Origin of the sequence: Mycobacterium gallinarum (assembly GCF_010726765.1) — a bacterium.
Lineage (GTDB): Bacteria > Actinomycetota > Actinomycetes > Mycobacteriales > Mycobacteriaceae > Mycobacterium > Mycobacterium gallinarum.
In genome coordinates this window covers 1,507,906-1,531,249 of record NZ_AP022601.1, presented here as the reverse complement: position 1 = coordinate 1,531,249, position 23,344 = coordinate 1,507,906, and the positions used below count along the sequence as shown (strand labels likewise).

The 23,344-nt window shown below is 64.6% G+C and carries 20 protein-coding genes and 2 pseudogenes; 10 read left to right on the top strand and 12 right to left on the bottom strand.

Features of this window, described 5'->3' with window-relative positions; all coding sequences use genetic code 11:
• Nucleotides 1-91 precede the first annotated feature (91 nt).
• The 4 genes and pseudogenes from G6N42_RS07615 to G6N42_RS31705 all read left to right on the top strand — a co-directional run.
• Nucleotides 92-1,219, top strand: a complete 1,128-nt coding sequence (locus tag G6N42_RS07615; RefSeq protein ID WP_163728074.1) for a GGDEF domain-containing protein — start codon at nt 92-94, stop codon at nt 1,217-1,219.
• Between the two features lie 55 nt (nt 1,220-1,274).
• Nucleotides 1,275-1,739, top strand: a complete 465-nt coding sequence (locus G6N42_RS07610; protein ID WP_163728071.1) for an SRPBCC family protein — start codon at nt 1,275-1,277, stop codon at nt 1,737-1,739.
• A gap of 695 nt (nt 1,740-2,434) precedes the next feature.
• Nucleotides 2,435-2,845: a hypothetical protein gene (locus G6N42_RS07605; RefSeq protein ID WP_163728067.1), complete on the top strand. Its 411-nt coding sequence runs from the start codon at nt 2,435-2,437 to the stop codon at nt 2,843-2,845.
• Nucleotides 2,846-3,352: 507 nt separating this feature from the next.
• Nucleotides 3,353-3,490: pseudogene (locus G6N42_RS31705) on the top strand (tyrosine-type recombinase/integrase); the annotation flags it as partial.
• A gap of 174 nt (nt 3,491-3,664) precedes the next feature.
• On the opposite strand, the gene G6N42_RS07600 reads toward G6N42_RS31705, so the two are convergent.
• Entirely contained in the window at nt 3,665-5,080 is a 1,416-nt protein-coding gene (locus tag G6N42_RS07600; RefSeq protein ID WP_232076101.1) for a pyridoxal phosphate-dependent decarboxylase family protein, read from the bottom strand.
• Nucleotides 5,081-5,791: 711 nt separating this feature from the next.
• Between G6N42_RS07600 and G6N42_RS07595 the strand changes: the two genes are divergently transcribed.
• Nucleotides 5,792-6,385, top strand: coding sequence for a hypothetical protein (locus G6N42_RS07595; RefSeq protein WP_163728065.1), 594 nt, complete (start codon nt 5,792-5,794; stop codon nt 6,383-6,385).
• Nucleotides 6,386-6,452: 67 nt separating this feature from the next.
• Here the strand turns inward: G6N42_RS07595 and G6N42_RS07590 are convergent.
• Nucleotides 6,453-8,074: pseudogene (locus tag G6N42_RS07590) on the bottom strand (cation:proton antiporter domain-containing protein).
• Between the two features lie 280 nt (nt 8,075-8,354).
• On the opposite strand from G6N42_RS07590, the gene G6N42_RS07585 reads away from it, so the two are divergent.
• Nucleotides 8,355-8,792, top strand: coding sequence for a hypothetical protein (locus G6N42_RS07585; protein ID WP_174262031.1), 438 nt, complete (start codon nt 8,355-8,357; stop codon nt 8,790-8,792).
• Between the two features lie 10 nt (nt 8,793-8,802).
• On the opposite strand, the gene G6N42_RS07580 is transcribed toward G6N42_RS07585, so the two are convergent.
• From G6N42_RS07580 to G6N42_RS07560, 5 genes are read right to left on the bottom strand one after another with little or no spacing between them, the layout of a single operon-like run.
• Complete coding sequence (locus G6N42_RS07580) at nt 8,803-10,302, bottom strand: flavin-containing monooxygenase (RefSeq protein WP_163728062.1); 1,500 nt, start codon at nt 10,300-10,302, stop codon at nt 8,803-8,805.
• A complete protein-coding gene (locus G6N42_RS07575) occupies nt 10,299-12,086 on the bottom strand; it encodes a flavin-containing monooxygenase (RefSeq protein WP_163728059.1) in 1,788 nt (595 codons plus the stop codon). Before G6N42_RS07575 ends, G6N42_RS07580 begins: the two co-directional genes overlap by 4 nt.
• 17 nt (nt 12,087-12,103) lie before the next feature.
• Nucleotides 12,104-14,482 carry an ATP-binding cassette domain-containing protein gene (locus tag G6N42_RS07570; RefSeq protein ID WP_163728056.1) on the bottom strand — a complete coding sequence of 793 codons (2,379 nt, stop codon included), beginning with the start codon at nt 14,480-14,482 and terminating at the stop codon, nt 12,104-12,106.
• Between the two features lie 3 nt (nt 14,483-14,485).
• Nucleotides 14,486-14,896 carry a VOC family protein gene (locus G6N42_RS07565; RefSeq protein ID WP_163728054.1) on the bottom strand — a complete coding sequence of 137 codons (411 nt, stop codon included), beginning with the start codon at nt 14,894-14,896 and terminating at the stop codon, nt 14,486-14,488.
• A gap of 5 nt (nt 14,897-14,901) precedes the next feature.
• Nucleotides 14,902-15,351 carry a helix-turn-helix transcriptional regulator gene (locus G6N42_RS07560; protein WP_163728051.1) on the bottom strand — a complete coding sequence of 150 codons (450 nt, stop codon included), beginning with the start codon at nt 15,349-15,351 and terminating at the stop codon, nt 14,902-14,904.
• Between the two features lie 137 nt (nt 15,352-15,488).
• On the opposite strand from G6N42_RS07560, the gene G6N42_RS07555 reads away from it, so the two are divergent.
• Entirely contained in the window at nt 15,489-16,214 is a 726-nt protein-coding gene (locus G6N42_RS07555) for a hypothetical protein (protein WP_163728048.1), read from the top strand.
• Between the two features lie 13 nt (nt 16,215-16,227).
• On the opposite strand, the gene G6N42_RS07550 is transcribed toward G6N42_RS07555, so the two are convergent.
• The 3 genes from G6N42_RS07550 to G6N42_RS07540 form a co-directional block, all read right to left on the bottom strand.
• Nucleotides 16,228-17,046 carry an acyl-CoA thioesterase domain-containing protein gene (locus G6N42_RS07550; RefSeq protein WP_163728046.1) on the bottom strand — a complete coding sequence of 273 codons (819 nt, stop codon included), beginning with the start codon at nt 17,044-17,046 and terminating at the stop codon, nt 16,228-16,230.
• Nucleotides 17,047-17,079: 33 nt separating this feature from the next.
• The gene (locus G6N42_RS07545) at nt 17,080-17,607 is read right to left on the bottom strand and encodes a phosphate-starvation-inducible PsiE family protein (RefSeq protein ID WP_163728043.1); all 528 of its coding nucleotides are present in this window, start codon (nt 17,605-17,607) and stop codon (nt 17,080-17,082) included.
• Nucleotides 17,608-17,678: 71 nt separating this feature from the next.
• Entirely contained in the window at nt 17,679-18,293 is a 615-nt protein-coding gene (locus G6N42_RS07540) for a class I SAM-dependent methyltransferase (protein ID WP_163728040.1), read from the bottom strand.
• Nucleotides 18,294-18,340: 47 nt separating this feature from the next.
• On the opposite strand from G6N42_RS07540, the gene G6N42_RS07535 reads away from it, so the two are divergent.
• The gene (locus tag G6N42_RS07535) at nt 18,341-18,775 is read left to right on the top strand and encodes a MerR family transcriptional regulator (RefSeq protein ID WP_163728037.1); all 435 of its coding nucleotides are present in this window, start codon (nt 18,341-18,343) and stop codon (nt 18,773-18,775) included.
• On the opposite strand, the gene G6N42_RS07530 is transcribed toward G6N42_RS07535, so the two are convergent.
• On the bottom strand, nt 18,739-19,458 hold the full coding sequence (locus tag G6N42_RS07530; protein ID WP_174262227.1) for a YwaF family protein: 720 nt from the start codon (nt 19,456-19,458) through the stop codon (nt 18,739-18,741). The two genes, G6N42_RS07535 and G6N42_RS07530, sit on opposite strands and share 37 nt — an antisense overlap.
• A gap of 76 nt (nt 19,459-19,534) precedes the next feature.
• Here G6N42_RS07530 and G6N42_RS07525 point away from each other — a divergent pair, with 76 nt between their 5' ends.
• Nucleotides 19,535-20,410, top strand: coding sequence for an alpha/beta fold hydrolase (locus G6N42_RS07525; protein WP_163728034.1), 876 nt, complete (start codon nt 19,535-19,537; stop codon nt 20,408-20,410).
• Here the strand turns inward: G6N42_RS07525 and G6N42_RS07520 are convergent.
• On the bottom strand, nt 20,374-21,768 hold the full coding sequence (locus G6N42_RS07520; RefSeq protein ID WP_163728032.1) for a purine-cytosine permease family protein: 1,395 nt from the start codon (nt 21,766-21,768) through the stop codon (nt 20,374-20,376). The genes G6N42_RS07525 and G6N42_RS07520 overlap by 37 nt on opposite strands.
• 97 nt (nt 21,769-21,865) lie before the next feature.
• On the opposite strand from G6N42_RS07520, the gene G6N42_RS07515 reads away from it, so the two are divergent.
• Nucleotides 21,866-23,341: an MFS transporter gene (locus G6N42_RS07515; RefSeq protein WP_163728029.1), complete on the top strand. Its 1,476-nt coding sequence runs from the start codon at nt 21,866-21,868 to the stop codon at nt 23,339-23,341.
• Nucleotides 23,342-23,344 lie beyond the last annotated feature (3 nt).

Genomic DNA, 23,344 nt, shown 5'->3' with positions numbered 1-23,344 from the left:
TTCCACGATCAACCGTGCTCGTAGCGCCGATATCGATCGCCGCCCGGGTAGCAAGCCATCGCTGGGGGTCGACTTTGGTCGGGGGTGAGCGATGGCCCGATCGGCTGGGCAATGGTTGAAGCAACCGGATCAGTACGACTGGCTCAGCGCTTACCTGAATGAACGCGGGCTTCAGATGCTCTGGCGCCGCGCGACGTTTGGCTTCACCGTGACGACGGCTGCGCTTCCGATCGTGATGATCTGGAGTCCATTCGGTCCGGACAATCCCGTGAGGGTCGCGCTTGCCATCGCTGCGGCTGTGGTCGCCGTGGCCGGTGGTTTCCTCTGGTTGCTTCGTTGGCCCACACGCCGGCAGTCCGTCATCTTTTCGGCGATGGCCACGGTGGCAATCGCGGCAACGTGCTTTGCCTTCTCAAACCCGTACTCGGGGTTGGGAGCGTGTGCGACCTTCGCCGTCATCGGTGGTTTCGCCGCCTACTTCCACACGACTGGCTTCGTGGTCGCGAACCTCGGTGTGGCCACCCTGTGCGCGGCGATCATGGCATCCCGGCTGATCGCCACCACCGGTGACGTCGCGCTGACAATCGCAACGCTGGTCACGTTGGCATCGCTGAATATCGGTGTACCGTTCGGAATCCTGTCGTTGGTGCACACATTGCGAACAGACTTGCAGGGTTCTGACCGTGATTCGCTCACCGGGCTGCTGAATCGGCGCTCGTTCCAGAACTCGGTGTACCAACTCATGATGCTCCACAAGGGCCCCGCTGCCATCTACGTGGTGATGGCGATGCTCGATCTCGATAACTTCAAACAACTCAACGACACCCTCGGTCACGCCGCAGGCGATCAGGCATTGGTCGACGTCAGCACGGCGCTTCGTGAGAACTGCCGCCCCACCGCGGTGATCGGCAGGGTAGGTGGAGAAGAGTTCGTGGTCGCCGACATCGACACCGCTCCGAATCCAGCCAAGATGGCCGAGCGACTACGCCAGGCCATCGACGGAACTCCGTTACCGGTGACGGCGAGTATCGGTACAGCGGGCGCCCCGCTCGAGACCGACTCAGCGAGAGACAATCTCCAGCTCATCAACGATCTGATCCGCACCTCGGACATGGCGATGTACGAGGCGAAGCGCGCGGGCGGCAATCGGGTGTCCCACTATCCGACGCTGCTACCTCCGGCAGGCATGGAGCCCGGCGCCACGGACATTGAGCAGTAGCGAATCGGGGTGATCGCAACGTGTGGGATCGGGCAGTTTTGGGCAGTGTGAAGGTATGAGCAACAACAAGAAGGTCACCGTGGAACGAACCATCGAGGCGCCAGTCGATGCGATCTTCGACGTACTCTCCAATCCGGAGCGGCACCAGGTGCTCGATGGCTCTGGGTTCATCCGCAGTGTGGACCATGCCGATCGGATCAAACAGGTCGGCGAAGTCTTCACGATGAACATGCAGGGTGACCATATGGGTGGCGAGTACAAAACTGATAACCACGTGTCCGGCTACGTGAAAGACAAGCTGCTGGCCTGGAAGACCGCGCCCGCGGGCACCGAGCCTCCCGGGTGGGAGTGGCTGTGGGAGCTGGAACCGCAAGGTCCTAATGAGACGCTGGTTCGCCATACTTACGACTGGTCCAAGGTCACCGACAAAAAGCTGCTCGAGAAGGTGAAGTTCCCGCTCGTGACCGAGGATCAGCTGACCGACACGCTCGGTCGACTCGCCGCCGAGATTTCGTCCTGATCAAATACCGCGTTGGTGTTCGAACGCGAGCCGATGGACAGCGGCACGCCATGAACAATCCGTGCGCCCTCCGACAGGGCCGCCCGTAACCGGGTGACCCGTGATCCATGCCGCGGCGCGGCGGCTCGATCGGAATATGGCCCCGGCGAGACAAGCGCGAGACTTCGCCAGAACTTTGTACAGAGGCGAGTCACCGTGCCGGCGGGTCAATTGGGGTGACCGTCACCAATCGGTCGGGGAGTCGCGCCGCGTATGGGTGGCAAGCCACCTCCTACGAAAGCCCGACCAGCCGCACATTGCGTAGCCGCAAGCCGTCAACAAATGTGTCGATGCAGCTCGCAGAATCAGCGGGGCGCAACATCGCCTCCTACTGGATGCCTTCACCGGGCTCACCCAGAATGTCCATCGCGTAAACGGTGAAATCGTTTGGCAGGCCGGGGACTTGGTCCCGGGCTCAATGCGCGCGCCTGGGTCAACGCGACAATCCGCCGCCGAGGTCACGGTAGGGAAGGAGTCCGCGGCCGGTCAATTGATTCCCAGCGCTCCTTACCGGCCGGATAGGTAAACCTTTCCTTTTGGGCGTGGACTCTGGCTTCGCGGCGATTACAAAAGCACGCCGCCCGTCAGACACTTGCGTCCATCACCTAGAAGCGGCTTCCGCCGGACGCCGCGACACAACCCAAGGAGTCATCACCATGAAACACCCCATCACAGTTTCCTCGCCTTCGCGTTGGATCATGCGTGCCGCCATGTCCGCAGGTGTGCTTGCCCTCGCGGCCGCCCCATTCGGGGCTCTCGCCGTCGCGAATGCCGACTACAAAGAATCCGACTTCGCATCATGTCTGGAGCGGGACATGCCGACGGACTACTGCTGCGAGCACGCCGGCGGCGTCATGCGCAACGGCGCCTGCATCAATCCCGACGACCTCAGGCTGCCAAGCGGAGGAGCCGTTCTGGAGGTTCAGCCGGATCCGCCCGGAAACGTTCCGCCGTACGTAGTTGGAGATCTGTCCTCGGGATCCGTTCTGGAGGTTCAACCGGCGCCGCCGACGAGGGTTCCGCCCCGCGTGGTCGCCGATGCGCCGGTGTTGATCGGCACTCGCTGAATTCTCGCCCCTCGAGGCGTTTCGATGCATCCACGGTTCACCGCTGAGGCGCGGGGCAGGGGCAGAACACGAAAATTCAGCGGATCAACACAGCGTCAGTAAGTTGACATAATGTGGCTTATCGGCACTTTGTCGACCAGGCGATAGTCCCGGTGCGCGTCGCGACGGGGTCGATCGATGTCCGTGTCCGATCCGGAACTAGTTGGGAGTAATCCGGGAAAACCTGGTAGCTGTCCGAATTTTCGCGCCCTCGGCGACGAGATGCGGATGCTGGTCAGTGCGGGCCCGCCTGTCGATTCTTCGGCGGCCCACCCTCCGTCAGTCGGCCGCCCCATCAAAGCGTCACAGTGACGAATTGATATGTCCCGCTGGGTCATTGACCATTCAGTGTGCGACGTTACGAGTGGCACCCACATGGTTAGATCGGCTGTCAGGCGGAGGCGACGATGGCTGCTGAGGAGCTTCCCGGCTTCGTCCCTCGCCTCTGCGTGCCGATGACATTTCTCTTCTCCGCACGTCCCCCGTTCCGGTAAATACAGCGCGCTGACCGTCCGCTGGGCCAAGGGCACGAAGGGGTCGGGGCCACGCCGAAGGACAGTCCTGACATCACCCGGATTTCCCTGGGTGATAGACCTTTTAAGGTACTGATGCTCCGAATACACCGACTGTGGCTGAGCTGTCGCTGGACGTGGCCGAGCGTTGCGTCTGATGACGGATTTGGCGTGACCGGGGGGCACACCACCGCTTTGGCGCTTGTCTGCGCAATCGTCCAGGAAAGGCCGTCCACTGCTGCGGCTCCGCTGAGCCGCAGCAGTGGCCTTACCCCTGTTGAGCCTTTCGCGCCGCCGCCAGCGATTGCCGCAGCGCTTCAGCGAGGCGGTCGACGTCGTTATCCGCTGTCGTCCAGTTGGAGAAGGACACGCGTATCGCCGCTCGACCGTGCCATTCGGTTCCCGCGACCCACGCCTCTCCGCTGCGTCGCACGAGTTCTGCTACAAGCCAAGTGCGCTCGTCGCTGTCGTCAGCACGGATCAGGACCTGGTTGAGCACGACGTCGTTGCACACCACAAAGCCGTGCGTGCCCTGGATCATCTGGGCCAGACGGTCGGCATGGTCGCAGCAGCGTTCGATCAGTTGTCGCAGCCCCTCCCTGCCTAGCGAGGCGAGCGCTGCGTAGACAGGCACCGCCCGTGCACGCCGGGACATCTCGGGCACCAGGACACCGGGTTCGCGCTCGCTACTCGTGGGCAGATAGCTGGTGTTGGCTCCCAGCGCCGAGCGGGCAGCTTGGGGATCGGCAACGATGGCCAGGCCGCAGTCGTAGGGAACGTTGAGCCACTTGTGCGCGTCTGTCGACCATGAATCGGCCAGCTCGACACCTTGAACCAGTGTCGACAGTCGCGGCGATGCGCACGCCCATAGTCCGAACGCACCGTCAACGTGAACCCAGCCGCCGTGCTCATGGGTCGCCGCGACGATCTCTGACATCGGATCGCACGCTCCGGAGTTCACGTTGCCGACTTGTGCGCACACGATGGCAGGGTCGGAGTCAGCGGCGAGCGCGGCGGCGAGCGCGTCCGCTCTCATGGCTCCTTGTGCGTCGACTGCTACGCGCTCGACGCGGCGCGCTCCCAAACCGATCATCTGCAACGCCTGCAGTACCGAGGGATGGACCTCGTCGCCCACCAGCACGCGAACACGGGGTGCCTGCGCGAGCCCATCGGCCTCGACGTCCCAACCTTGCCGCGCTAACAGCACGTGCCGTGCGGAAAGCAACCCGACGACGTTTCCCGCCGTGGCTCCGGTCACGAAACCCACGGATGCGTCCGTGGGCAGCCCAAGAGCGTCAAGAACCCAGCGCTCGGCGACGGCATCGATCGCAGCACCCGCCGGCGACGACATCCGGCTGTACGCCGTCTGGTCCCAGGTCGATACCAGCCAGTCGGCAGCCAACGCCGCGGGTAGCGTTCCCCCGACGACGAGTCCAAAGTAGCGGGGACCGGCGCACGCAATCGTTGCCGGACCGAGAGTGGCGGCTAACTTCTCGACCACCGAGACCGCATTCGTGCCTTGGTCGGGCAGCGGCCCGCTCAGGGCATCGACTACTTCGTCGTAGCTGGTACTCGCCGCGACCGGCCGGTGTGAGAGACCCGTCAGGTATTCCGTCGCCAGTTCCATCGCCCTTGGCAGAGCCGCGTGCATGTCGGTTCGAACCGGGGCAGAATTCTGATCCATTGAAACTATCCTTTTGTCCGGCACTATCGTGTCGTTCTGGATTCTGTCCGACACTCTCTGTTGGTTCTGGACAGACGGCCACGATTCCGTCCAGAACTACTTGAGAGTGCACAGGTATGCGCATTCCCCCTCTCAATTAGTTCCGGATCGGACAATCGACGCCCGGGTGTCACCCAACTCCGCCAGCCGGCCGAGCCTCCTGATCCAGCGATCTGGTGCCGAGTGTCGGCATCTGGCGGGTCGGTCTGCCGAACGAGTATCCATGTCGGTCGTCGGCGCGACTGGTCCACGGGCGCGTCCCGAGTCCGTATTCGCGGCGACGTCGCCCTGGCTCTCCTCTCCCGTTTCGTGCGACCAATACGTCACTGTGACGAAATATTCATGGGGAGCTCGGCCCGAGACTCTCGCGATAATCCAGACCCTGGAGCGCGATATGCGAATCGCATCACCGCCGGATCGCAAAGTTGGAACGTCAAGAGCGGCAACGGCCTTGGTGAGCATCACAACTAGCTCTTGAGGTCGGCGACGCCGATCCTGGGCCGTGCACCGACCGAGATGGTCATCGCTTCTCCGCCCCACCAACCCGCGATCCTGCTAACCAAACGTCACTGTGACGTAATGTCCACTCCCCGGCGTGAGGGTCTGAAGTCCTCTGCAATGATGTCCGGACGCCCTACCGCTGGTTCGGTGGCGACCACGACGATTGGCGCCATGACGATAGCCGATGCCGACCGTCTTCTGATCGAGTCGGCCATGCCGCGCTTCGACACGACGATCGCCGAGCACGTCGTGGTCTGCGCTTCCCCGGCGACCACCTACCGCGTCGCGCGAAGCCTCGACTTCCTCTCGGTTCGTACGCCGGTGCTGACGGCGTCCATGTGGATCCGCGGACTTCCGTCGCGCCTGCTGGGAAAGCCCGCCACGCCGCCGCCGGCTTTGGTCTTCACCGAGGACTCCGCGCCGCTGCCTGGCTGGCTGCTCCTGGGTGACCGACCCGATTGCGAGATCGCCTTCGGTGCCGTCGGAAAATTCTGGCAACCGGCCATCGAGTGGCGCGATGTGCCCCGCGCAGAGTTCCGCGACTTCAAGGATCCCGGGTGGGGAAAGATCGCGGCGAACTTCTCCGTCAGACCGTACGGCCAAAGTACGCTGCTGAGCTACGAATGCCGCACCGTCACCACCGATACCGACTCTCGGCGGAAGTTCCTGCGGTACTGGTGGCTGGTCCGCCCGTTCGTCGGCCACATCATGAGGGCGACATTGGCGAAGATCAAAACCGATGCCGAGGTGGCGGCCGTGACCTAGCGTGCCCCCCGGCGAAATACGTCACTGTGATGAATTACGCTTGGGCGCAAGGCTATTGAGCTACAGACTACGGTCCGCCTCGCGGTCCATCGTCAGCCGGTTGAGCGGGACTGCGGGGTGCCTCGTCATTGGACACTTGGTCGGCCAGCTCCAAACCCGCGCCGGCATAGACATTGAAGGCGATGTCGACGCCGTGCTCTTTGGCCCACTGGACTTCATCGTCGTACCGGGCGACCGCGGCGACCCTGCCGTCGAAACCGGACTCGCGCAGACATGCCAGCGCGGTGACGTTGGCGCCGTGACGCGGCATTGCGAGCACCGCAATGCGCACCGACTCCGAGTGTCGGAGCTGGTGCCAGAAATCAAGATCGGTCGCGTCACCTTCGATGACGTTCAGGCCGTCCTCTGCGAGTCGCTGGACTCGGGGACCGTCGTAATCAACCCGATCACTCGCAACCCGTAATGCTCGGTCATTCGTTGATAGGCCGCGAACCCGACCCGGCCCATGCCGATCACCACCACCTCGGCGTCGCCGGCGTCGGCCGGGCGCTCCTCCGGGACAAGGGTGCTTTCGTCCTGGGCGGGTAGCCGTGCCGCGATTTTCTCCACCATCAGGTGTCCGCGACCATTGACCAGCGCCGCGAGGACGAAGCTCAGTGCTACGGCGATCGACATCTCCACGAGCCAGGCCTCCGCCAGCAGCCCTGCGGAAACACCGACCGATACGACTATCAAACCGAATTCCGAGTAGTTCATCAGCCCGAGCCCGGCGAGCAGCGCAGTGCGATACCGCAACTTCATGCGTGCCAACAGCAGCACGTACCAGCCGGCCTTGAACGGCAGAAGCAGCACCATCAGCAATGCGACGCCGATGGTCGGCAGATCCGGCAGACCGGTCAGGCCAATCGAGACGAAGAACCCGACCAGCAACAGCTCCTTGATGTGGAACAGCGAACGCGACAGCTCGGAGGACGCCGAGTGCGAAGCCAGGAGCACGCCGATGATCAAGGCGCCGAGATCACCCTTGAGGCCCACTGCGGAGAACAGAGCGTACCCGGGCACCAGCGCCATCACGATCCCGAACAGTGACTGCATTTCGCCGTGGCCGAGTCTGCTCCAGATCTTGCGTGCGAATCGGGTCAGTGGCCACAGCAGCACCAATGTGAGCGCCCAGGGGCTGGGCAGATGACCGCTGGTGGCGGTCAGAAACACGACAGCGACGATGTCCTGCATGACCAGGATGCCGATGGCGACGCGGCCGTAGAGCGCGTGCGATTCACCGCGCTCCTCGAGAACCTTGACCACGAACACCGTGCTGGAGAAGGATAGCGCGAAGGCCAACAGGGCGATCGTCTGCACGCTCTGCCCGGACAGCATCACCACCCCGGCGACGGCGCCCAGCCACATGGCGACACCTCCGAACACAACGCTGAACAGCATGTGCACGGACGTGGTCAACCACACCTCGCGGCGCAGCAGAATGCGAACGTCGAGCTTGAGGCCGATCGCGAAAAGCAGCAGCGTGACGCCCAAATCCGCCAGCACATCCAGCTGCGGCACGTCCTCCACATTGAGGGCATTGATGGCGAACCCCGCTGCGAGGAACCCGACCAGGGGCGGCAGACGCACCGCCATCGCCAGACCGCCGAGACCGAACGTGATGACCAGATAGATGGCGACTACTGTCACGCGCGGCCCCTTGTCCTAGGTGTCAAGTTCTCCAAGTATCCCGGCAATCGCCGGATTCCTCTTTGGACGTGCCGCTGACCGCCCCAATTGCGTGGGCTCGAGGCGAGGAACCCTCCGGGTCGTCTCCCCTATTCGCATTGTGCCGCAGGTCAATACGTCACAGTGACGGCATCGGGCCCATCGCAGTGCGGTCACGGGTCCACGGACTCACCCAGAGATATCGGCCGTGTCGATCGACGAAATGACAGACAGTCCCATGAACGTGCGGCACAGTTGACAGATGGCGAGCAAAGTCCCGGGCCCGAAAGACATCTTGGCGGCCGCGCAGGCGGCGGCGGACAATGCGCAGGCCGCCGCGCGGGAGGCCGCGGAGACGGCGCAGTCGGCCGCCGGCGCCGCGCTACGCATCCCGCCCGCGTCGATCCAGCTCGCGGCTCAGTTGCCGGATCTGATCGAGAACTTGGCGGTGGCAACGGAACGGCTCAATCAGGCGATCGACCGTGCCGAACGCTATCTGGCGCTGGCCGACCCGATGATCCGAACGATGGACGCGGTGCTGCCGCAACTGGAAGCCCTCGTCGCCACGGGCAACGAGGTCTATGGCGCCGTATCGTCCCTACCGGGTGTGTCGCACCTGGGACGGCTGGCCAATCGCGGCTCAGCGCCTGCCGCCAAGCAGCCCAGGGGGCGTACGCCTCCGAAGAAACCCGGACGCTGACAGCCCGAGCCTAGGCGTCGGTGTGGTGCTGCCAATCTCGTGACCGTATGCGCCACGTCGCCTTCGCATAGTCCAATTCCGAGTGCGGCCACTGTGTCACGATCCGTCCGGTGGGCGATCGGTAGTAGCTGTCGCACTGCGTCCAGATCGTCTGTTCCAGGTCGGCCGAAATCTGCTCGTTGTACCGCTGTTCGACGTCCGGACGCACGTCGAGATAGCCGCCGCGCCCGGCCAACCGGCAGATCGCGCTGGCCACCAAGCGCCCGCCGGCCTCCAGGACATAGATGATCGAGTTCGCGCCCTGGTTGGTGTTTGGTCCGTACAGCATGAAGAAATTGGGAAAGCCGCTCACGGCGACGCCGAGATACGCCTGGGGATCCAAACCCCAACGGTCATGCAGGCTTTCGCCGCCCAGCCCGACGACCTCGATGCCCGAGAGATAGCTGCTTGTCTCGAAGCCCGTCGCAAAGATGATGGCGTCGACCTCGACGACGCGGCCGGTCTCGGTGACGACGGCTGACTCGGTGACTCGCCGGATCGGATCTGTCACGAGGGCGACATGCGGGTGTTGTAGTGCCAGATAATACTTCTCACCGAGCAGGACACGTTTGCACCGAAACGGATACCGCGGGGTCAGAGCGTCACGCATCGCATCGTCTTCGACGTGGCGGCGCAGAAAGTTCTCCGACAACTCCTGAACCACGGCCATTCGTGGATGATCGGGTGTCAACGCCGTGTTGTCGTGCTGCAGCTTCCACAGTCGCCACCTCTCACGTAGAGCGGCCCACGGGATCCGGCGGAAGCGGGTGAGCTCGTCAGGGTTGTAGGGCCGATCCTCTTTCGGCACCATCCACGGTGGCGTCCGCTGGAAGACCGTCAACTGCTCTGCGATGGCGGCGACTTCCGGGATGACCTGCACGCCGCTGGCGCCGGTGCCGACGACCGCGACCCGCTTTCCGGTCAGGTCGACACCCGCGTCCCATTGCGAGGTGTGCATCAGCTCGCCGCTGAACTCGGCGATGCCCTCGATATCGGGATAGCGTGCGGCCCCGAACAACCCCACCGCGCTGACGACGGCGTCTGCGACGAGGCTCCGGCCGTCGGCGAGCTCAATGTCCCAGTGCTTCTGCCGCTCACTCCAGACCAGCTTCTGCACGCCGGTCCCGAGCATCAGGTGGCGACGCAGGTCAAAGCGATCGGCCACCGACTCGAGGTACGAGAGGATCTCGGGCTGATAGGCGTAGGTGCGGGTCCAGCGGCGATTCGGCGCGAACGAGAACGAGTACAGATGGCTCTGGATGTCGCACGCCGCACCTGGGTAGGTGTTCTGCCGCCACGTGCCCCCGACGCCGTCGGACCGTTCGATGATCACAATGTCGTCGATACCCTTGCGTCGTAACGCAACCGCCGCGGCGATTCCGCCGAATCCGGCCCCGATGATCGCCACCCGGGGAGATCTGCCGCGGCGGGTCAACGCTCGGAGATGACCGATGAGGTATCGCCTCCTCATCGATGGACACTCGTGCGGATCTCGAATCCTTGCGGTGCGCCGTTCACGCGCGACGCGTCGAGGATGTCGGCGTATTCGGTTGGCGTGCCGAAGAAGAAGCTGCCCTGTCGCGTCTTCGCGTTCGCCTGTCCTTCCCGGTTGTAGTAGCCCGGTGTGCAGGATTTCGCGCGGTCGGCGCTCGCCCCCGAACGTGCGACCACGGTGTCCACCCATGCGGATACGGCGTCGGCCGTCGCCTCCAACTCCGCTGCGTCATTGCTCAACGCCCACGAGATGACCTCTGCGGTGTGGCGCGCTTGCACATCAAGGAGGTACGGGAAGTTGACGGTGAACCCGGATTGCGCGATCGACAGGATGAAGCAGTTTGGGAATCCGTTAACGGCGAGGCCGTGCAGTGTCTGCACACCGTCGTGCCATTTGTCGGTGATCGTGACCCCGCCCCGGCCGACGATCTCGAAGCCGGTCCGCCGCGAGTAGTCCGTGCCGACCTCGAAACCCGTTGCGAAGATCAGACAGTCGATGCTGTGCTCCGTGCCGTCGACCACCACACCGTCGCTGGTGATGCGCTCGACGCCCTTACCTTTTGTGTCGACAAGCGTCACGTTGTCCCGGTTGAACGACTGCAGGTAGTCGTCGTGAAAGCAGGGCCGTTTGCAGAAGTAGCCGTACCAGGGTTTGAGCGCCTCTGCTGTCGCGGGATCCGCCACGATCGAATCGACGCGGGCCCGGATCTCTTCCATCTTGGCGAAGTCGGCCAATTCAACTGCGCGTAAACGGTCTTCGTCGGACATTCCCTCGACACGGGTCTGCCGCATGACGAACAGTTTCTTGACGATGCTCGTCCATGCGTCGTCGACGAGATCCTCGTCGGCTTCGCCGCCCGCGGTGAGCAGCTGGAAGTTCTCGATGCGACGGCGCTGCCATCCGTCTTGCAGAGACCCCGACCAGTCCGGATCGGTTGGACGATTGCCGCGCACGTCGACAGTGGAAGGCGTGCGCTGGAAGACGAGCAGTTCCTTGGCGGCCTTGGCGAGGTGCGGTACACACTGGATGGCCGTTGCGCCGGTCCCGATGATCCCGACTTTCTTGTCCGCCAGATTCGCCAGGTCGGCCCCGGTGTAGTCGTAGTCCCACCGGCTGGTGTGGAACGTATGCCCAGCGAAATCAGAGATTCCTTCGATGCCAGGCAATTTCGGCTTCTGCAGATATCCGTTGGCCATCGCGACGAAGCGGGCGCGGATGCTGTCGCCGTGATTGGTCGCGATGATCCAACGCTGCAGGTCGGCGTCCCAGCGGATCTGCTGCACCTCGGTCTGCAGGCAGATGTCGCGGTACAGGTCATAGTGCTCGGCGATGCTGCGGCAGTGCGCGAAGATCTCGGGGCCCTTCGCATACTTTTCGGTCGGAACGTAGCCGAGCTCCTCGAGCAGCGGCATGTACACGTACGACTCGACGTCGCAGGCGATTCCGGGGTACCGGTTCCAGTACCACGTACCTCCGACGTCGGCGGCCTTGTCGATCAACCGGATGCTGTGTACACCGAGTTCGCGCAGGCGGGCCCCGGTGAGCAGCCCGCCGAACCCGGCGCCGATGATCGCGACATCGACCTCATCGGACAGCGGGTCGCGGGTGAAGTCCCGATCGCTCCAAGGATCAGTCGCGAAGTCGGCAAACACGCCTGAGATCTCGACGTACTGCTCGATGCCGTCGGGACGCAGTCGGCGGTCCCGCTCCTGGGCGTATTTCTGCCGCAGCGCCTCTACGTCGAACTCCACGCCCGGCATCTTGCCGCGAATCTCCGTCAGGCGTCGACGTAATCCGCGAGATGTTTGCCGGTCAGCGTGGACCGCGCGGCGACGAGGTCAGCCGGCGTTCCCTCGAAGACGACCGTGCCACCGTCGTGACCGGCGCCGGGACCGAGATCGATGATCCAGTCGGCGTGAGCCATGACCGCCTGGTGGTGCTCGATCACGAGCACGGACCGACCGGCATCGACAAGGCGGTCCAGCAGCCCCAGCAGCTGTTCGATGTCGGCGAGATGCAGGCCCGAGGTCGGTTCATCGAGGACATAGATGTCGCCCTTGTCCCCCATCTGCGACGCGAGCTTGAGCCGCTGCCGCTCACCACCGGACAGCGTGGTCAGGGGCTGGCCGAGCGAGAGGTAGCCCAGGCCGACGTCGGTGAGGCGATCCAGGATCTTGTGCGCGGCCGGGTTGGCGGCATCGCCGTCACCGAAGAACGCGAGCGCGTCGGCCACCGACATCGCCAGCACCTCGGCGATATTGCGACCGCCGAACGTGTACTCCAGCACCGACGCGTGAAACCTCTTGCCCTCACACTCCTCGCACCGTGACTCGACGGTGGCCATGACGCCCAACTCGGTGAAGATCACCCCGGCGCCGTTACAGGTCGGGCATGCGCCCTCGGAGTTGGCGCTGAACAGCGCCGGTTTGACGTCGTTGGCTTTGGCGAACGCCTTGCGGATCGGGTCCAGCAAGCCGGTGTAGGTCGCGGGATTGCTCCGTCGCGACCCTCGGATCGGCGTCTGGTCGATCACCACAACGCCGTCACGGCCCGCGATCGAGCCGCTGATCAGAGAGCTCTTGCCGGAGCCGGCGACGCCGGTGACCACACACAGCACGCCGAGCGGGATGTCGACATCCACCTTCTGCAGATTGTGGGTCGACGCGCCGCGAACCTCCATTGCGCCCGACGACGCGCGCACCGAGTCCTTGAGCGATGCGCGGTCGTTGAGATGACGTCCGGTAACGGTCTTGCTCTTGCGCAGTCCGTCGAGCGTGCCCTCGTAGACGACCTGGCCGCCGTCGCCACCAGCGCCGGGACCGAGGTCGACGATGTGATCGGCAATCGCGATCACCTCGGGTTTGTGCTCCACCACCAGGACGGTGTTGCCTTTGTCGCGCAACTGCAGCAGTAGCTCGTTCATGCGCGCGATGTCGTGTGGATGCAGCCCCACCGTCGGTTCGTCGAAGACGTAGGTGACGTCGGTCAAGGCCGACCCGAGATGGCGAATCATCTTGACACGCTGGGCTTCACCGCCGGAAAGGGTCCCCGCCGGCCGACCGAGCGAAAGATACCCCAGCCCGATCTCGACGAAGGAGTCGATGGTGTGCTGCAACGACTTCACCAGCGGGGCCACCGACTTGTCGGTGATGCCGCCGATCCATTCGGCCAGATCGCTGATCTGCATCTCGTAGACGTCGGCGATGCTGCGGCCCTTGATCTTCGACGACCGCGCGGTGTCGGATAGCCGGGTGCCGCCGCAGTCCGGACACGTCGTGAACGTCACCGCCCGTTCTACGAAGGTGCGAATATGCGGCTGCATCGCCTCGACATCCTTGGCGAGGAAGGATTTCTTGATCTGCGGAATCAGCCCGAGATATGTGAGGTTGACGCCGTCGATCTTGAGCTTGGTCGCCTCCTTGTGCAGCAGGGCGTCCAGTTCCTTCTTGGTGAACTTGTTGATCGGCTTGTTGGGGTCGAAGAAGCCGCAGCCGTTGAAGATTCGACCGTACCAGCCCTCCATGGAGAAGCCAGGGATGGTGAGTGCGCCCTCGTTGAGCGACTTGGTGTCGTCGTAAAGCGCGGTCAGGTCGATGTCGTTGAGTGAACCGCGACCCTCGCAGCGAGGGCACATACCGCCGACGACGCTGAACTCGCGGCGCTCCTTCACGGTCCGACCACCCTTGTCCATTGTGACGGCGCCGGCGCCGCTGATCGAGGCGACGTTGAACGAAAAGGCTTGTGGTGAACCGATGTGTGGCTTACCCAGACGGCTGAACAGAATTCGCAACATCGCGCCCGTATCGGTGGCGGTGCCTACGGTGGAGCGCGGGTCGGCGCCCATCCGTTGCTGATCGACGATGATCGCCGTCGTGAGACCCTCGAGCACGTCGACCTCGGGCCGTGCCAGCGTCGGCATGAAGCCTTGGACGAAGGCGCTGTAGGTCTCGTTGATCAGTCGCTGCGACTCCGCGGCGATCGTGTCGAAGACCAGGGAGCTCTTTCCCGACCCCGAGACACCGGTGAACACGGTGAGCCTGCGCTTGGGAAGTTCGACGTGAACATTCTTGAGGTTGTTCTCTCGGGCGCCGTGCACGCGGATCAGGTCGTGGCTGTCGGCGGCCTCTTGTTTCGGCTTTGACTTCGTCGGAGCCATAGGTCAGGACTGCTCCTGCACACGGACGGTGTTGCCCGCGGGATCGCGGAACGCGCAGTCACGGGCGCCCCAGGGTTGGTCGGTTGGTTCCTGCATGACGTCGGCGCCGCTGGCCTGTACCCGCTCGAACAGCGCGTCGAGGTCGTTGGTGGCCAGCATGATGCTGGCGTAGGTGCCCTTGGCCATCATCTCGGCGATGGTGCGGCGCTCGTCTTCGGTGACGCCGGGATCGGCGGCGGGCGGCGTGAGGACGATGTTCATGTCGGGCCTGCCGGCCGGGCCGATGGTGATCCAGCGCATGTCCTCGTATCCGACGTCCTTGCGGACCTCGAAGCCGAGTGCGTCGCGATAGAAAGCCAAGGACTGCTCTGGGTCGGTGTGCGGGAGGAAGCTCGCGTTGATCGTGATGTCCATGACGGTCACGCTAGCTGCGGCGCGGAATGCGGCGCTTCTCGATTCCTGATCGGTCTGGTCACCTGCTTGGCGACGCACGACGGAATTCCGGCAGCCTCGTCGGCGGCGTCGCGCCGGTAGGTGCTGGGCGGAACGCCGACCAATTCGGTGAACCGGGTGCTGAAGGTGCCTAGCGACGAACAGCCGACGGCGAAGCAGACCTCGGTGACGGACATGTCGCCGCGTCGCAACAGGGCCATCGCCCGCTCGATGCGCCTGGTCATCAGGTAGGAGTATGGCGATTCGCCGTATGCGCTCTTGAACTGGCGCGACAGGTGCCCGGCCGACATGTTCACCCCACGGGCGAGCGCCTCGACGTCCAGCGGCTGGGCGTATTCGCGGTCCATGCGGTCGCGGACTGTGCGCAGCAGTCTGAGGTCGCGCAGACGCTGTTCGTCGACCGGCCCGCTGCTCATGCACGGTATGTTACGTGGCACCCGACGCCGTCACGCGGATTGTCCGGCGTGCTCATTTGAATGTCGTTGTTGTAAACAGGTTTTCAGCCTGCCCGGCCCGATTTCGGCTGACCGCAGCTGGACGGTAAAGTCGCAGGATGGCCGAGCGTATCGCCCTGTGGGGAAGGGATATCGACGACGATTCGTCGCCCGACCCCGACAGCGGGTTCGCAGGCTACGGTCATCACGACCCGATCACCGAGCCCATTCCGGTGGTCGAGGACGAATCTTGCGGTTACGGCAACGGCTACACCGATTCCAACGCTTACACCGCCGCCGAGCCTCAATACGTCGATGACCTGACGGAGAACGCCGACACCCAAGAGACCGCCGGGGCCTTCTCCTATGCCAAGCCGTTCCTCGACCGTCGCCCGGGCTCCCCTGCAGACTCGCTGACGTTCAAGCCCGCCCGCACGCCGTGGTATCGCACCAGACGCGGCCCGATCGTGCTGCTGGCCGTCGTCGCCGTTGTGGTGCTGTTGGCACTCATCCCCCTGCTGCTACGCAGCCCGGGCCCGCAGGCGCCGACGAACACACCGTCGACGGAACCGACGCCCAGCAGCGTGCAACCGACGTCCACCAGCGATGCACCCGAATTGACCAGTCAGCCCGCCCCGCCACCGCCGCCGCCTCCCCCGCCGCCACCGGCACCGGACGCGCCGGTGTACCGGCCCCAATACCCGTCCTCGGGTGGCGGCTCGGGGTCGCAAGCGCCGAAACCGGAAATCGGCGTCACCCGGGCACCGATCAGCGTCGCGCCCAAACCCGTAACACCGCCGACCTCAGCGGAAGTCGGTAAGCACGGCAGCACCAGCCGCTGGTAGCCACTCGCAGTTGCTACTCGTAGTTGATGCCGGTCGGCGGAAAGGGCTTGTTTGCGAAGTCGATCTGCGCCGCCGGGTTCGCGACGGCGGTGGTCATCCCCGATCCGAACGCACCCTCGTGGTCGAACAGCGTGGCTGTTCCAACGGCGACCCCGTCTGACGCACAGTGCGAATCACCCCTGATGCAGATCCAGTCGTCGACCGGCAGCCGGGACAACGCGACGGTCAGATCGCCGTTTATGTAGCCGACACCCTTCGTGCCCAAGTTGGTCACGAGGCTGGTCGACTCGGCGACAATTGAGGCCCGTACGAACGGCGAGAGCGGCTCCCCCGCAACGGCATTGATGCCTCCGTAGAAGAAGCTCTTGCGTGAGTCGTTCTGATGCGCCGCCGGGCTGCGCGTCCAGCCGGCATCGCTGCCGATGAAGGGCGACATCTGATCATCGGGAGGTGGTGGCGACGGAGGAGCGATCGGCGCGGTCCACAAAACACCGGGTGGCGCCGTCGAGCGTCGGTACTGGATCAACGTCGCGCGCGCGACCGCCCGACCGTCCTGGACCACATCGCATTCCGCACTGCGCACCCGGCGCCCGTCACGCACCACCCGCACGTCCACCTTCGTCAACACTGAGCCGGCCGCCCGGAAGAGGTCGACCGTGAGGCGAGCGGGCGTGAAGTCCGGCGATCCGCAGCGGCTTTCGAGCACCTGCGCCGACAGCCCCACAACTGCGGGCCCGTTCAGATGGTCATCGCCCCAGTGGCTCAGCGCAAAGCGGGTCGGCATGAACCCGCCATCCTCGGTTTGCGTGAAATGCGCCGGTTCCGTTGCCATTCGCGAATCCTCGCACAGGCACTTCGCGGCCCCTCAGCCAGAAGCGGCCTTTTCCTCGTCGCGCGCATCATCTTCGGCCGGGTCGCTGTTGTCACGTCGACGCTCACGCAACACGAAGGCAGCCACCGCCAATACCAGTACCGCGACACCGAGCACCGCGACCTCGACGATCGCACGCGAGAACTGTGGCCCATCCTTCAGTAGCGTTGCCGCCTCCACGGACAGCACCACGATCTCCTTGATACAGGCCAGAATTCCGACGATGATGAACGGCTCCGCGACGATTTCACGGGACCGGAGACATGAGCGGACCGCGTACAACAGTTCGACGAAGATGAAGATCAGCAGCAGGCCGTCGAGCACCTCGAGCATGACTGTTTTGGCCGGTGCGCTTCGCAAGCTCAGCATCGTGTTGAACTGTGCCACGAGTAGGGCGACGGACCCGATGATGAGCACGACAGCGATCGCCCAGTACACGACGTCTTCCAGGAACCCGAGCGCGCGATCGGCGAACCGCTGACGTTCTTCCTCGTCGCCGTCGCCGCTCTTCGCCTTGGCCATGCGCACCTCCGAAAGGGCCCCGGATTTACCTGATCGTCAGTTACTACCCCGAGGTGGTCTTGCCCAATCTCTCATGGCCGGACGGCGATCACGGTCCAAACGCTGCGACGGCCATGCCCGTGTTGGCCGACCGTCACGTCGGTGAAGCCCGATGTGCGGCACTGGGCGGCAAATGATTCCGCTTGCTGTTCTGTCCATCCGTGGCTTGCCAGACCTGTGGCACCACGCTGCACCCGGCGTTCGACGGCGAGCAGACGGCCCTTCGGCGCCAGTAGCCGTCGTGCCTCACCGAGGCCCATGCCGACGTTTTGCCAGTGATGCACGGTCGCCAACGACCACAGGACCGTCGCCGAACCGTCCGGCAGCGGCACGCTCTCTGCGGTGCCCTCGGCCCACGCGATACTCGCGTCCCGGGTGAAGGTACGGGCCAACCGCAACATGACTGGAGCGGGATCGACACCGGTCGCCCTCGCACCGCGGCGTGCGGCCTCCCGCACCGCACCACCGGGACCGCACCCGATGTCGACGACACGGTCACCGGCCGACACTCCGGTGACCTCGACGGCCAGTCGCGCGTTGGCCCGTCCCATCCACAGCAGCATCAGCCCGACAATCGCCCCGGTCACACCAGAAAAGCCCGGGTGATCGGCGTGATGGTTGACCGGGAGTGTTTCTGGAGTGGTCATCCCACGAGCTTGCAGGTTCAAGTCGGCTTGAAGTCAAATGAGAAGCGATGGACCTCGTTCCGATCGGCGAGGCGGCGGCCCGGCTGGGGTTGTCGACCTCCGCGCTGCGCTATTACGACGAACGCGGGTTGGTCCGTCCGCAGCAGCGACGGGCGGGCCGGCGCATGTACGGTGCCGATGACCTTCGCCGCCTCGCGTTCATCAAGATCTTTCATCAGCTCGGTGTCTCGCTCGACACGGCCGCAGCCGTCCTCGATGCGCCCGCTCCCCAATGGCGAGAAGTCGTCCGCGAACAGATCGATCAACTCGACGAGGTGATCAGGCAGGCGCAGGGTGCGCAACAGTTCCTGACGCATGCCCTGCAGTGTCCGACGGAGCACCCCGCCCGCGAATGCCCCACGATGACGAGCGCGCTGGACAAGCTCGTCGACGGTATGACTGTGGCTCAAGTCGCCGAGGAGCACTCCGAGGGATCGGCCTGACTTCGCCGCCGCCGTTCCCACGGCCACGTCATTGCCGCCCAGATCGCCGCTACGAGCACGGCTCCAACCAGCACATACCAGGGCCACGGCCCCATCACATCGAGCAATGACGCGGTGCTGGGCTTCGCGTTGAGGAAGCCGTAGTTGCTGCCCGCGATGCTGTTGAACGTCATCGTGACCGCGAGCCACGTCAACGTCACCGCCACCACGAACCGATAGCTGCGCCATCCGGGCCGCATACCCCTGCCCCAGGTGAGATAGATCGCCGCCCAGACGACCAGCAGATGAATCGCCCAGAACCCCAGGAACTGGTAGTGCGGAAAGTCGGGACCGGTCAGCACCGGCGAGATCAACGCCTGCACGCTGAGTACCAGGCCCCAGTAATAGGTCAACGTGTAGGCCCACTGCCGCTGCGACCACATGGCGTAGGCGGTCACCATCGTCGCCAGATCGGTGAGATGCAGGGGCACCGACCACCGCACGTCGGGTGGGGACAATGCGTGGACGAACGCGGCGGCATAGATCGCCGCGGTGAGCGCACCGACGATCCGGCCGAACACCCGCGCCTGGCGCTCGGTCTGCCTGCGGCCGAGCCACACGACGGCGACTGCCCCCGCGACGAAGACCGCCAGCGCGGCCCAATGTGACGGGCCGTACACCGAGAACTCGCCGTGTGCGTTGATCTCACAATTCTGACCCAGCTTCACCTGCCCCGCTTTCGGGTAGATAGTGGCGGGACGTCAGAAGGGGCCATTTCGAATGAGTGAGATGAAGTTTCTCGAGCTGCATGGCGATCGCGTGGCGTACCAGGATGAGGGCACTGGCCCCGAAACGTTGGTCCTGATTCACGGAATGGCCGGCAGTTGCGGGACATGGCGCGCGGTGATCCCCCAGTTGTCCCGGAGATATCGCGTCGTCGCGCCCGACCTGCTGGGGCACGGGCAATCCGCGAAGCCGCGGGGCGACTACTCGCTGGGCGCGTTCGCTGTGTGGCTGCGGGACCTGCTCGACGAGTTGGAGGTCAAGCGGGCGACGATCATCGGCCAGTCGTTGGGCGGCGGCGTGGCCATGCAGTTCGTCTACCAGCATCCCGACTTCTGCGAGCGGCTCATCCTCATCAGCAGCGGCGGCCTCGGACCCGATGTCGGCTGGACGCTGCGCATGCTGTCCGCGCCGGGAGCCGAGCTGATACTGCCGGTCATCGCGCCGCGCCCGGTGCTGACGGTAGGCAACAAACTGCGCTCGTTGTTGTCGACAGCCGGGATTCAGTCTCCCCGCGGCGCCGAGATGTGGAGCGCCTACTCATCGCTATCGGATGGCGAGACGCGGCAGGCCTTCCTGCGGACGCTGCGCTCGGTGGTGGACCACCGGGGCCAGGCGGTCAGCGCATTGAACCGGCTGCATGTGACCGCCGATCTGCCCACGATGGTGATCTGGGGCGACCACGACCGCATCATCCCCGTCGAACATGGCTATGCCCTCCACGAAGCGCGCCCGGGAAGCCGGCTGGAGGTGCTCGACGGCGTCGGACACTTCCCCCATGTCGAACGGCCCAGCGAGGTGGTGGACCTGATCGACGACTTCATCAACACCACTGGTCAGCCCGATTCGCCGCGCCTGCGCACCAAGCGGTAGCCACCGTAAAGGACAGCAGCGACCAACAGATTGACGTAGTAGGCGATGTCGGCGCCGTGCCACGCGACCGCGACGGGCCCTTTGAGCAACGACGTGTTCATGAACGGGATGGCCGCCGCATACGCCACGACGAACACCACCAACGCGACCGCGGCATCGCGTCTGTCCGTCGGCTCCTGGGCCGGGTTGAGGCTTGCCCTGCCGCGGATCCGCAGCGTCCAGTCGATCACGACGACGGCGACGAACGCCGGGACCCAGTAACTGACGAGCAGCAGGATGTCCAGAAAACGTGTCGCGGTGTCGGCGGCGTTCAGCCAGAGGATCAGCGCGAACGCCAAGGCAGTGACGATCACCGCAGACACCGGCCTGCGCACTCTGACCCCGATGGTCTGCAATGCGAGTGATCCGCTGTAGTCGTTCATGACACCTGACCCGATCGATGCGACCGCAATGATCACCAGTGCCAGTGCTCCCAGCAGGCCACCACCCATCACCGCGCGCATGCCTTCTGCGGTGTGCTCGCCGATCACATCGGCAGCAGCGATCCCGATGCCCTGAATGAACGTGTAGGACAACACGAGTCCGGCGACCGTGAAGCCGAAGACTTTGATGCGCGACGATTCCACCGGCAGGTAACGGCTGAAATCCGCGGCATAGCTCGCCCACGAGACGGCGAGGCTGAAAGCGATGGTCACCTCGAGGACGAAGGCGCCGGCAAGGTCAGCTCCTGATACCGCGGGCGGAGTGATGATCTGGTGTCCGCCGACGAGTTTCACTGCAAAGACCACGAACGTCACGAACAGCACGACGCTGAGCACCGCCTGTACGCGGTGTATCAGTTCGTAGCCGAAAAAGCCGACGACGCCCTGGACCCCGAGCACAATCAGCACCGCCGTCCAGAACGGGATGCCCAGCAGCGCTTGTAGCGCCTCCCCGCCGAAGAGTCCGACCAGTCCCGTCCATGCGATCGACGAGAGCCATTGCAGGACACCGGGAATCACGACCGCCCCGCCGAACGCCATTCGGGCGTTCGGTAGCTGCCCCGTTCCCGTGCGCGGCCCCCACGTGGACAGGTAGCCCACGATCATCGAGCCGAGGACGGTCCCGATCACCATCGCCAGCAGTCCCAGCCAGAAGCCGAGCCCGAGCACGATCGCGAGCGTGCCGCTGAACAAGCTCGCCACGTTCACCTGCGGGGCGAACCACACCGTGAACAGCCGTCCCGGCGTTCCGTATCGCTGATCCTCGCCGATCGGCGCGATCCCGTGTGTCTCGACCGACAGATCCCCTGCCTTTGCGGGGCGGTGACCGCTGAACGTCGATTCGGTCAGCGCGCTCCTGGCGCCCTCGTCCGGCATGAGGTCATTCGATCATGACGGGCGGTCATGAGCCGGCAGAGGTCGAGGAACATAATCGAAAGCGAAACCGAAGATCAGCTAACGATCGGAGCGCCACGTGGTCGAGGCCGACGCGAACCGGTCGACCACGTCCGGCGACAACAGCACGCGGTCGAGGCTGTTGGTCGCGGGCTTGAGCGTCGTGGTGCTGACGGTCGCGGTGCTGCAGACCGCCGTGGTCCCGGTGCTCGGAATCATTGCCGACCAACTCCGCGCCTCCGACGTGGGTGTCAGCTGGGCGGTGACCGCCAATCTCCTGGCCGCCATCGCCGCAACGCCATTGATCGGCCGCGTCGCGGATCTGCACTGCAAGAAAACCGTCCTGCTGAGCGTCCTCGGGGTCGTACTCGTCGGATCCCTGCTGGCGGCCACGACGACGTCGCTGCCCCTGCTGATCGTCGGCCGCGTACTGCAGGCCGCCTCGTATGCGCTCTATCCGATCGGCATCGCGATCCTGCGCGAGGAATTGCCCGAGGGCCGGCTGATGTCGGCGATGGCGGTGCTGTCGGGCACGCTGGGCTTCGGCGGCGGCAGCGGTCTCGTCGTCGTTGGCCTGTTGATGAGCGGAGACGCGGGTTATCACCGGGTGTTCTGGCTGACCACCGGATTCACCGCCGTCGTCATGCTGATCGCGATGTTCGTCGTCCCCCGGCGGCCGCGCAGCGTCACCGGGACGATCGACTGGATCGGCGCGCTCGGTCTGGCGGCTGGTCTGTCGGCCGTCCTGCTGGCGCTGACGCAGGGCCAGTCATGGGGCTGGGCGTCGCCGGCGACGCTCGCGTGCGCCGTCGGCGGTGTCCTCGTGCTCGTCGGCTGGTGGAAGTGGGAGCGGCGAGCCAAACAACCCCTCGTCTCGACCGAGATGTTGAAGCGGCGTCCGATCTTGTTGACCAACCTCGCCACCGTCTTCGTGGGAGTGGGGCTGTACTTCGCGTTTCTCGGCTTGACGCAGTTCGTCCAAATACCCAGGGAGGCGGCGGGTTACGGCTTCGGAGCGACGGTTTTGGAGGCCAGCGTGGTCTTCTTGTTGCCCGGGGTGTTCGTGGGGTTCCTCATCGCCTTGTTCAGCGGCAGGTTCATCGACCGATACGGCGCCCGCCCGGTGCTCGTGGTGGCGGCGGTCGCGGGGATCGTTGGTTTCGTGTTCATCGCGTTCGCTCATTCGCAGACGTGGCAGGTCATCGTCGCGGGCATCCTCACCAACGCCTACATCAGCCTCGGCTACGGCGCGCTGCCGGCGTTGGTCGTCAGCGAGGTCGACGCCAACGAGACCGGCGTCGCGACGAGCATGAACGCGATCGCACGCACCATCGGGAGTTCCACGGCGGCGGCGCTGGTCGCGGTGCTGCTCAGCAGGGTGGCCGCCGGCACGGATGTGCCACTGGAGAGCAGCTTCTTCGTCATCTTCATCGGCGGTGCCGTGACGGCCGGACTGGCCATGGTGCTCATCGCCGTTTCGCGGGCGGGAGCCCCTGAACCGGAATCCGTCGAGGCGCGCTACGAATCCCGTGCCATGAACCACGAATGGGGCTGAGAA

Excerpts from the sequence above, each read along its gene's own strand:
- G6N42_RS07615 (WP_163728074.1), top strand. The coding sequence starts at position 92 with ATGGCCCGATCGGCTGGGCAATGGTTGAAGCAACCGGATCAGTACGAC.
- G6N42_RS07610 (WP_163728071.1), top strand. The coding sequence starts at position 1,275 with ATGAGCAACAACAAGAAGGTCACCGTGGAACGAACCATCGAGGCGCCA.
- G6N42_RS07605 (WP_163728067.1), top strand. The coding sequence starts at position 2,435 with ATGAAACACCCCATCACAGTTTCCTCGCCTTCGCGTTGGATCATGCGT.
- G6N42_RS07600 (WP_232076101.1), bottom strand. The coding sequence starts at position 5,080 with ATGGATCAGAATTCTGCCCCGGTTCGAACCGACATGCACGCGGCTCTG.
- G6N42_RS07595 (WP_163728065.1), top strand. The coding sequence starts at position 5,792 with ATGACGATAGCCGATGCCGACCGTCTTCTGATCGAGTCGGCCATGCCG.
- G6N42_RS07585 (WP_174262031.1), top strand. The coding sequence starts at position 8,355 with ATGGCGAGCAAAGTCCCGGGCCCGAAAGACATCTTGGCGGCCGCGCAG.
- G6N42_RS07580 (WP_163728062.1), bottom strand. The coding sequence starts at position 10,302 with ATGAGGAGGCGATACCTCATCGGTCATCTCCGAGCGTTGACCCGCCGC.
- G6N42_RS07575 (WP_163728059.1), bottom strand. The coding sequence starts at position 12,086 with ATGCCGGGCGTGGAGTTCGACGTAGAGGCGCTGCGGCAGAAATACGCC.
- G6N42_RS07570 (WP_163728056.1), bottom strand. The coding sequence starts at position 14,482 with ATGGCTCCGACGAAGTCAAAGCCGAAACAAGAGGCCGCCGACAGCCAC.
- G6N42_RS07565 (WP_163728054.1), bottom strand. The coding sequence starts at position 14,896 with ATGGACATCACGATCAACGCGAGCTTCCTCCCGCACACCGACCCAGAG.
- G6N42_RS07560 (WP_163728051.1), bottom strand. The coding sequence starts at position 15,351 with ATGAGCAGCGGGCCGGTCGACGAACAGCGTCTGCGCGACCTCAGACTG.
- G6N42_RS07555 (WP_163728048.1), top strand. The coding sequence starts at position 15,489 with ATGGCCGAGCGTATCGCCCTGTGGGGAAGGGATATCGACGACGATTCG.
- G6N42_RS07550 (WP_163728046.1), bottom strand. The coding sequence starts at position 17,046 with ATGGCAACGGAACCGGCGCATTTCACGCAAACCGAGGATGGCGGGTTC.
- G6N42_RS07545 (WP_163728043.1), bottom strand. The coding sequence starts at position 17,607 with ATGGCCAAGGCGAAGAGCGGCGACGGCGACGAGGAAGAACGTCAGCGG.
- G6N42_RS07540 (WP_163728040.1), bottom strand. The coding sequence starts at position 18,293 with ATGACCACTCCAGAAACACTCCCGGTCAACCATCACGCCGATCACCCG.
- G6N42_RS07535 (WP_163728037.1), top strand. The coding sequence starts at position 18,341 with ATGGACCTCGTTCCGATCGGCGAGGCGGCGGCCCGGCTGGGGTTGTCG.
- G6N42_RS07525 (WP_163728034.1), top strand. The coding sequence starts at position 19,535 with ATGAGTGAGATGAAGTTTCTCGAGCTGCATGGCGATCGCGTGGCGTAC.
- G6N42_RS07520 (WP_163728032.1), bottom strand. The coding sequence starts at position 21,768 with ATGCCGGACGAGGGCGCCAGGAGCGCGCTGACCGAATCGACGTTCAGC.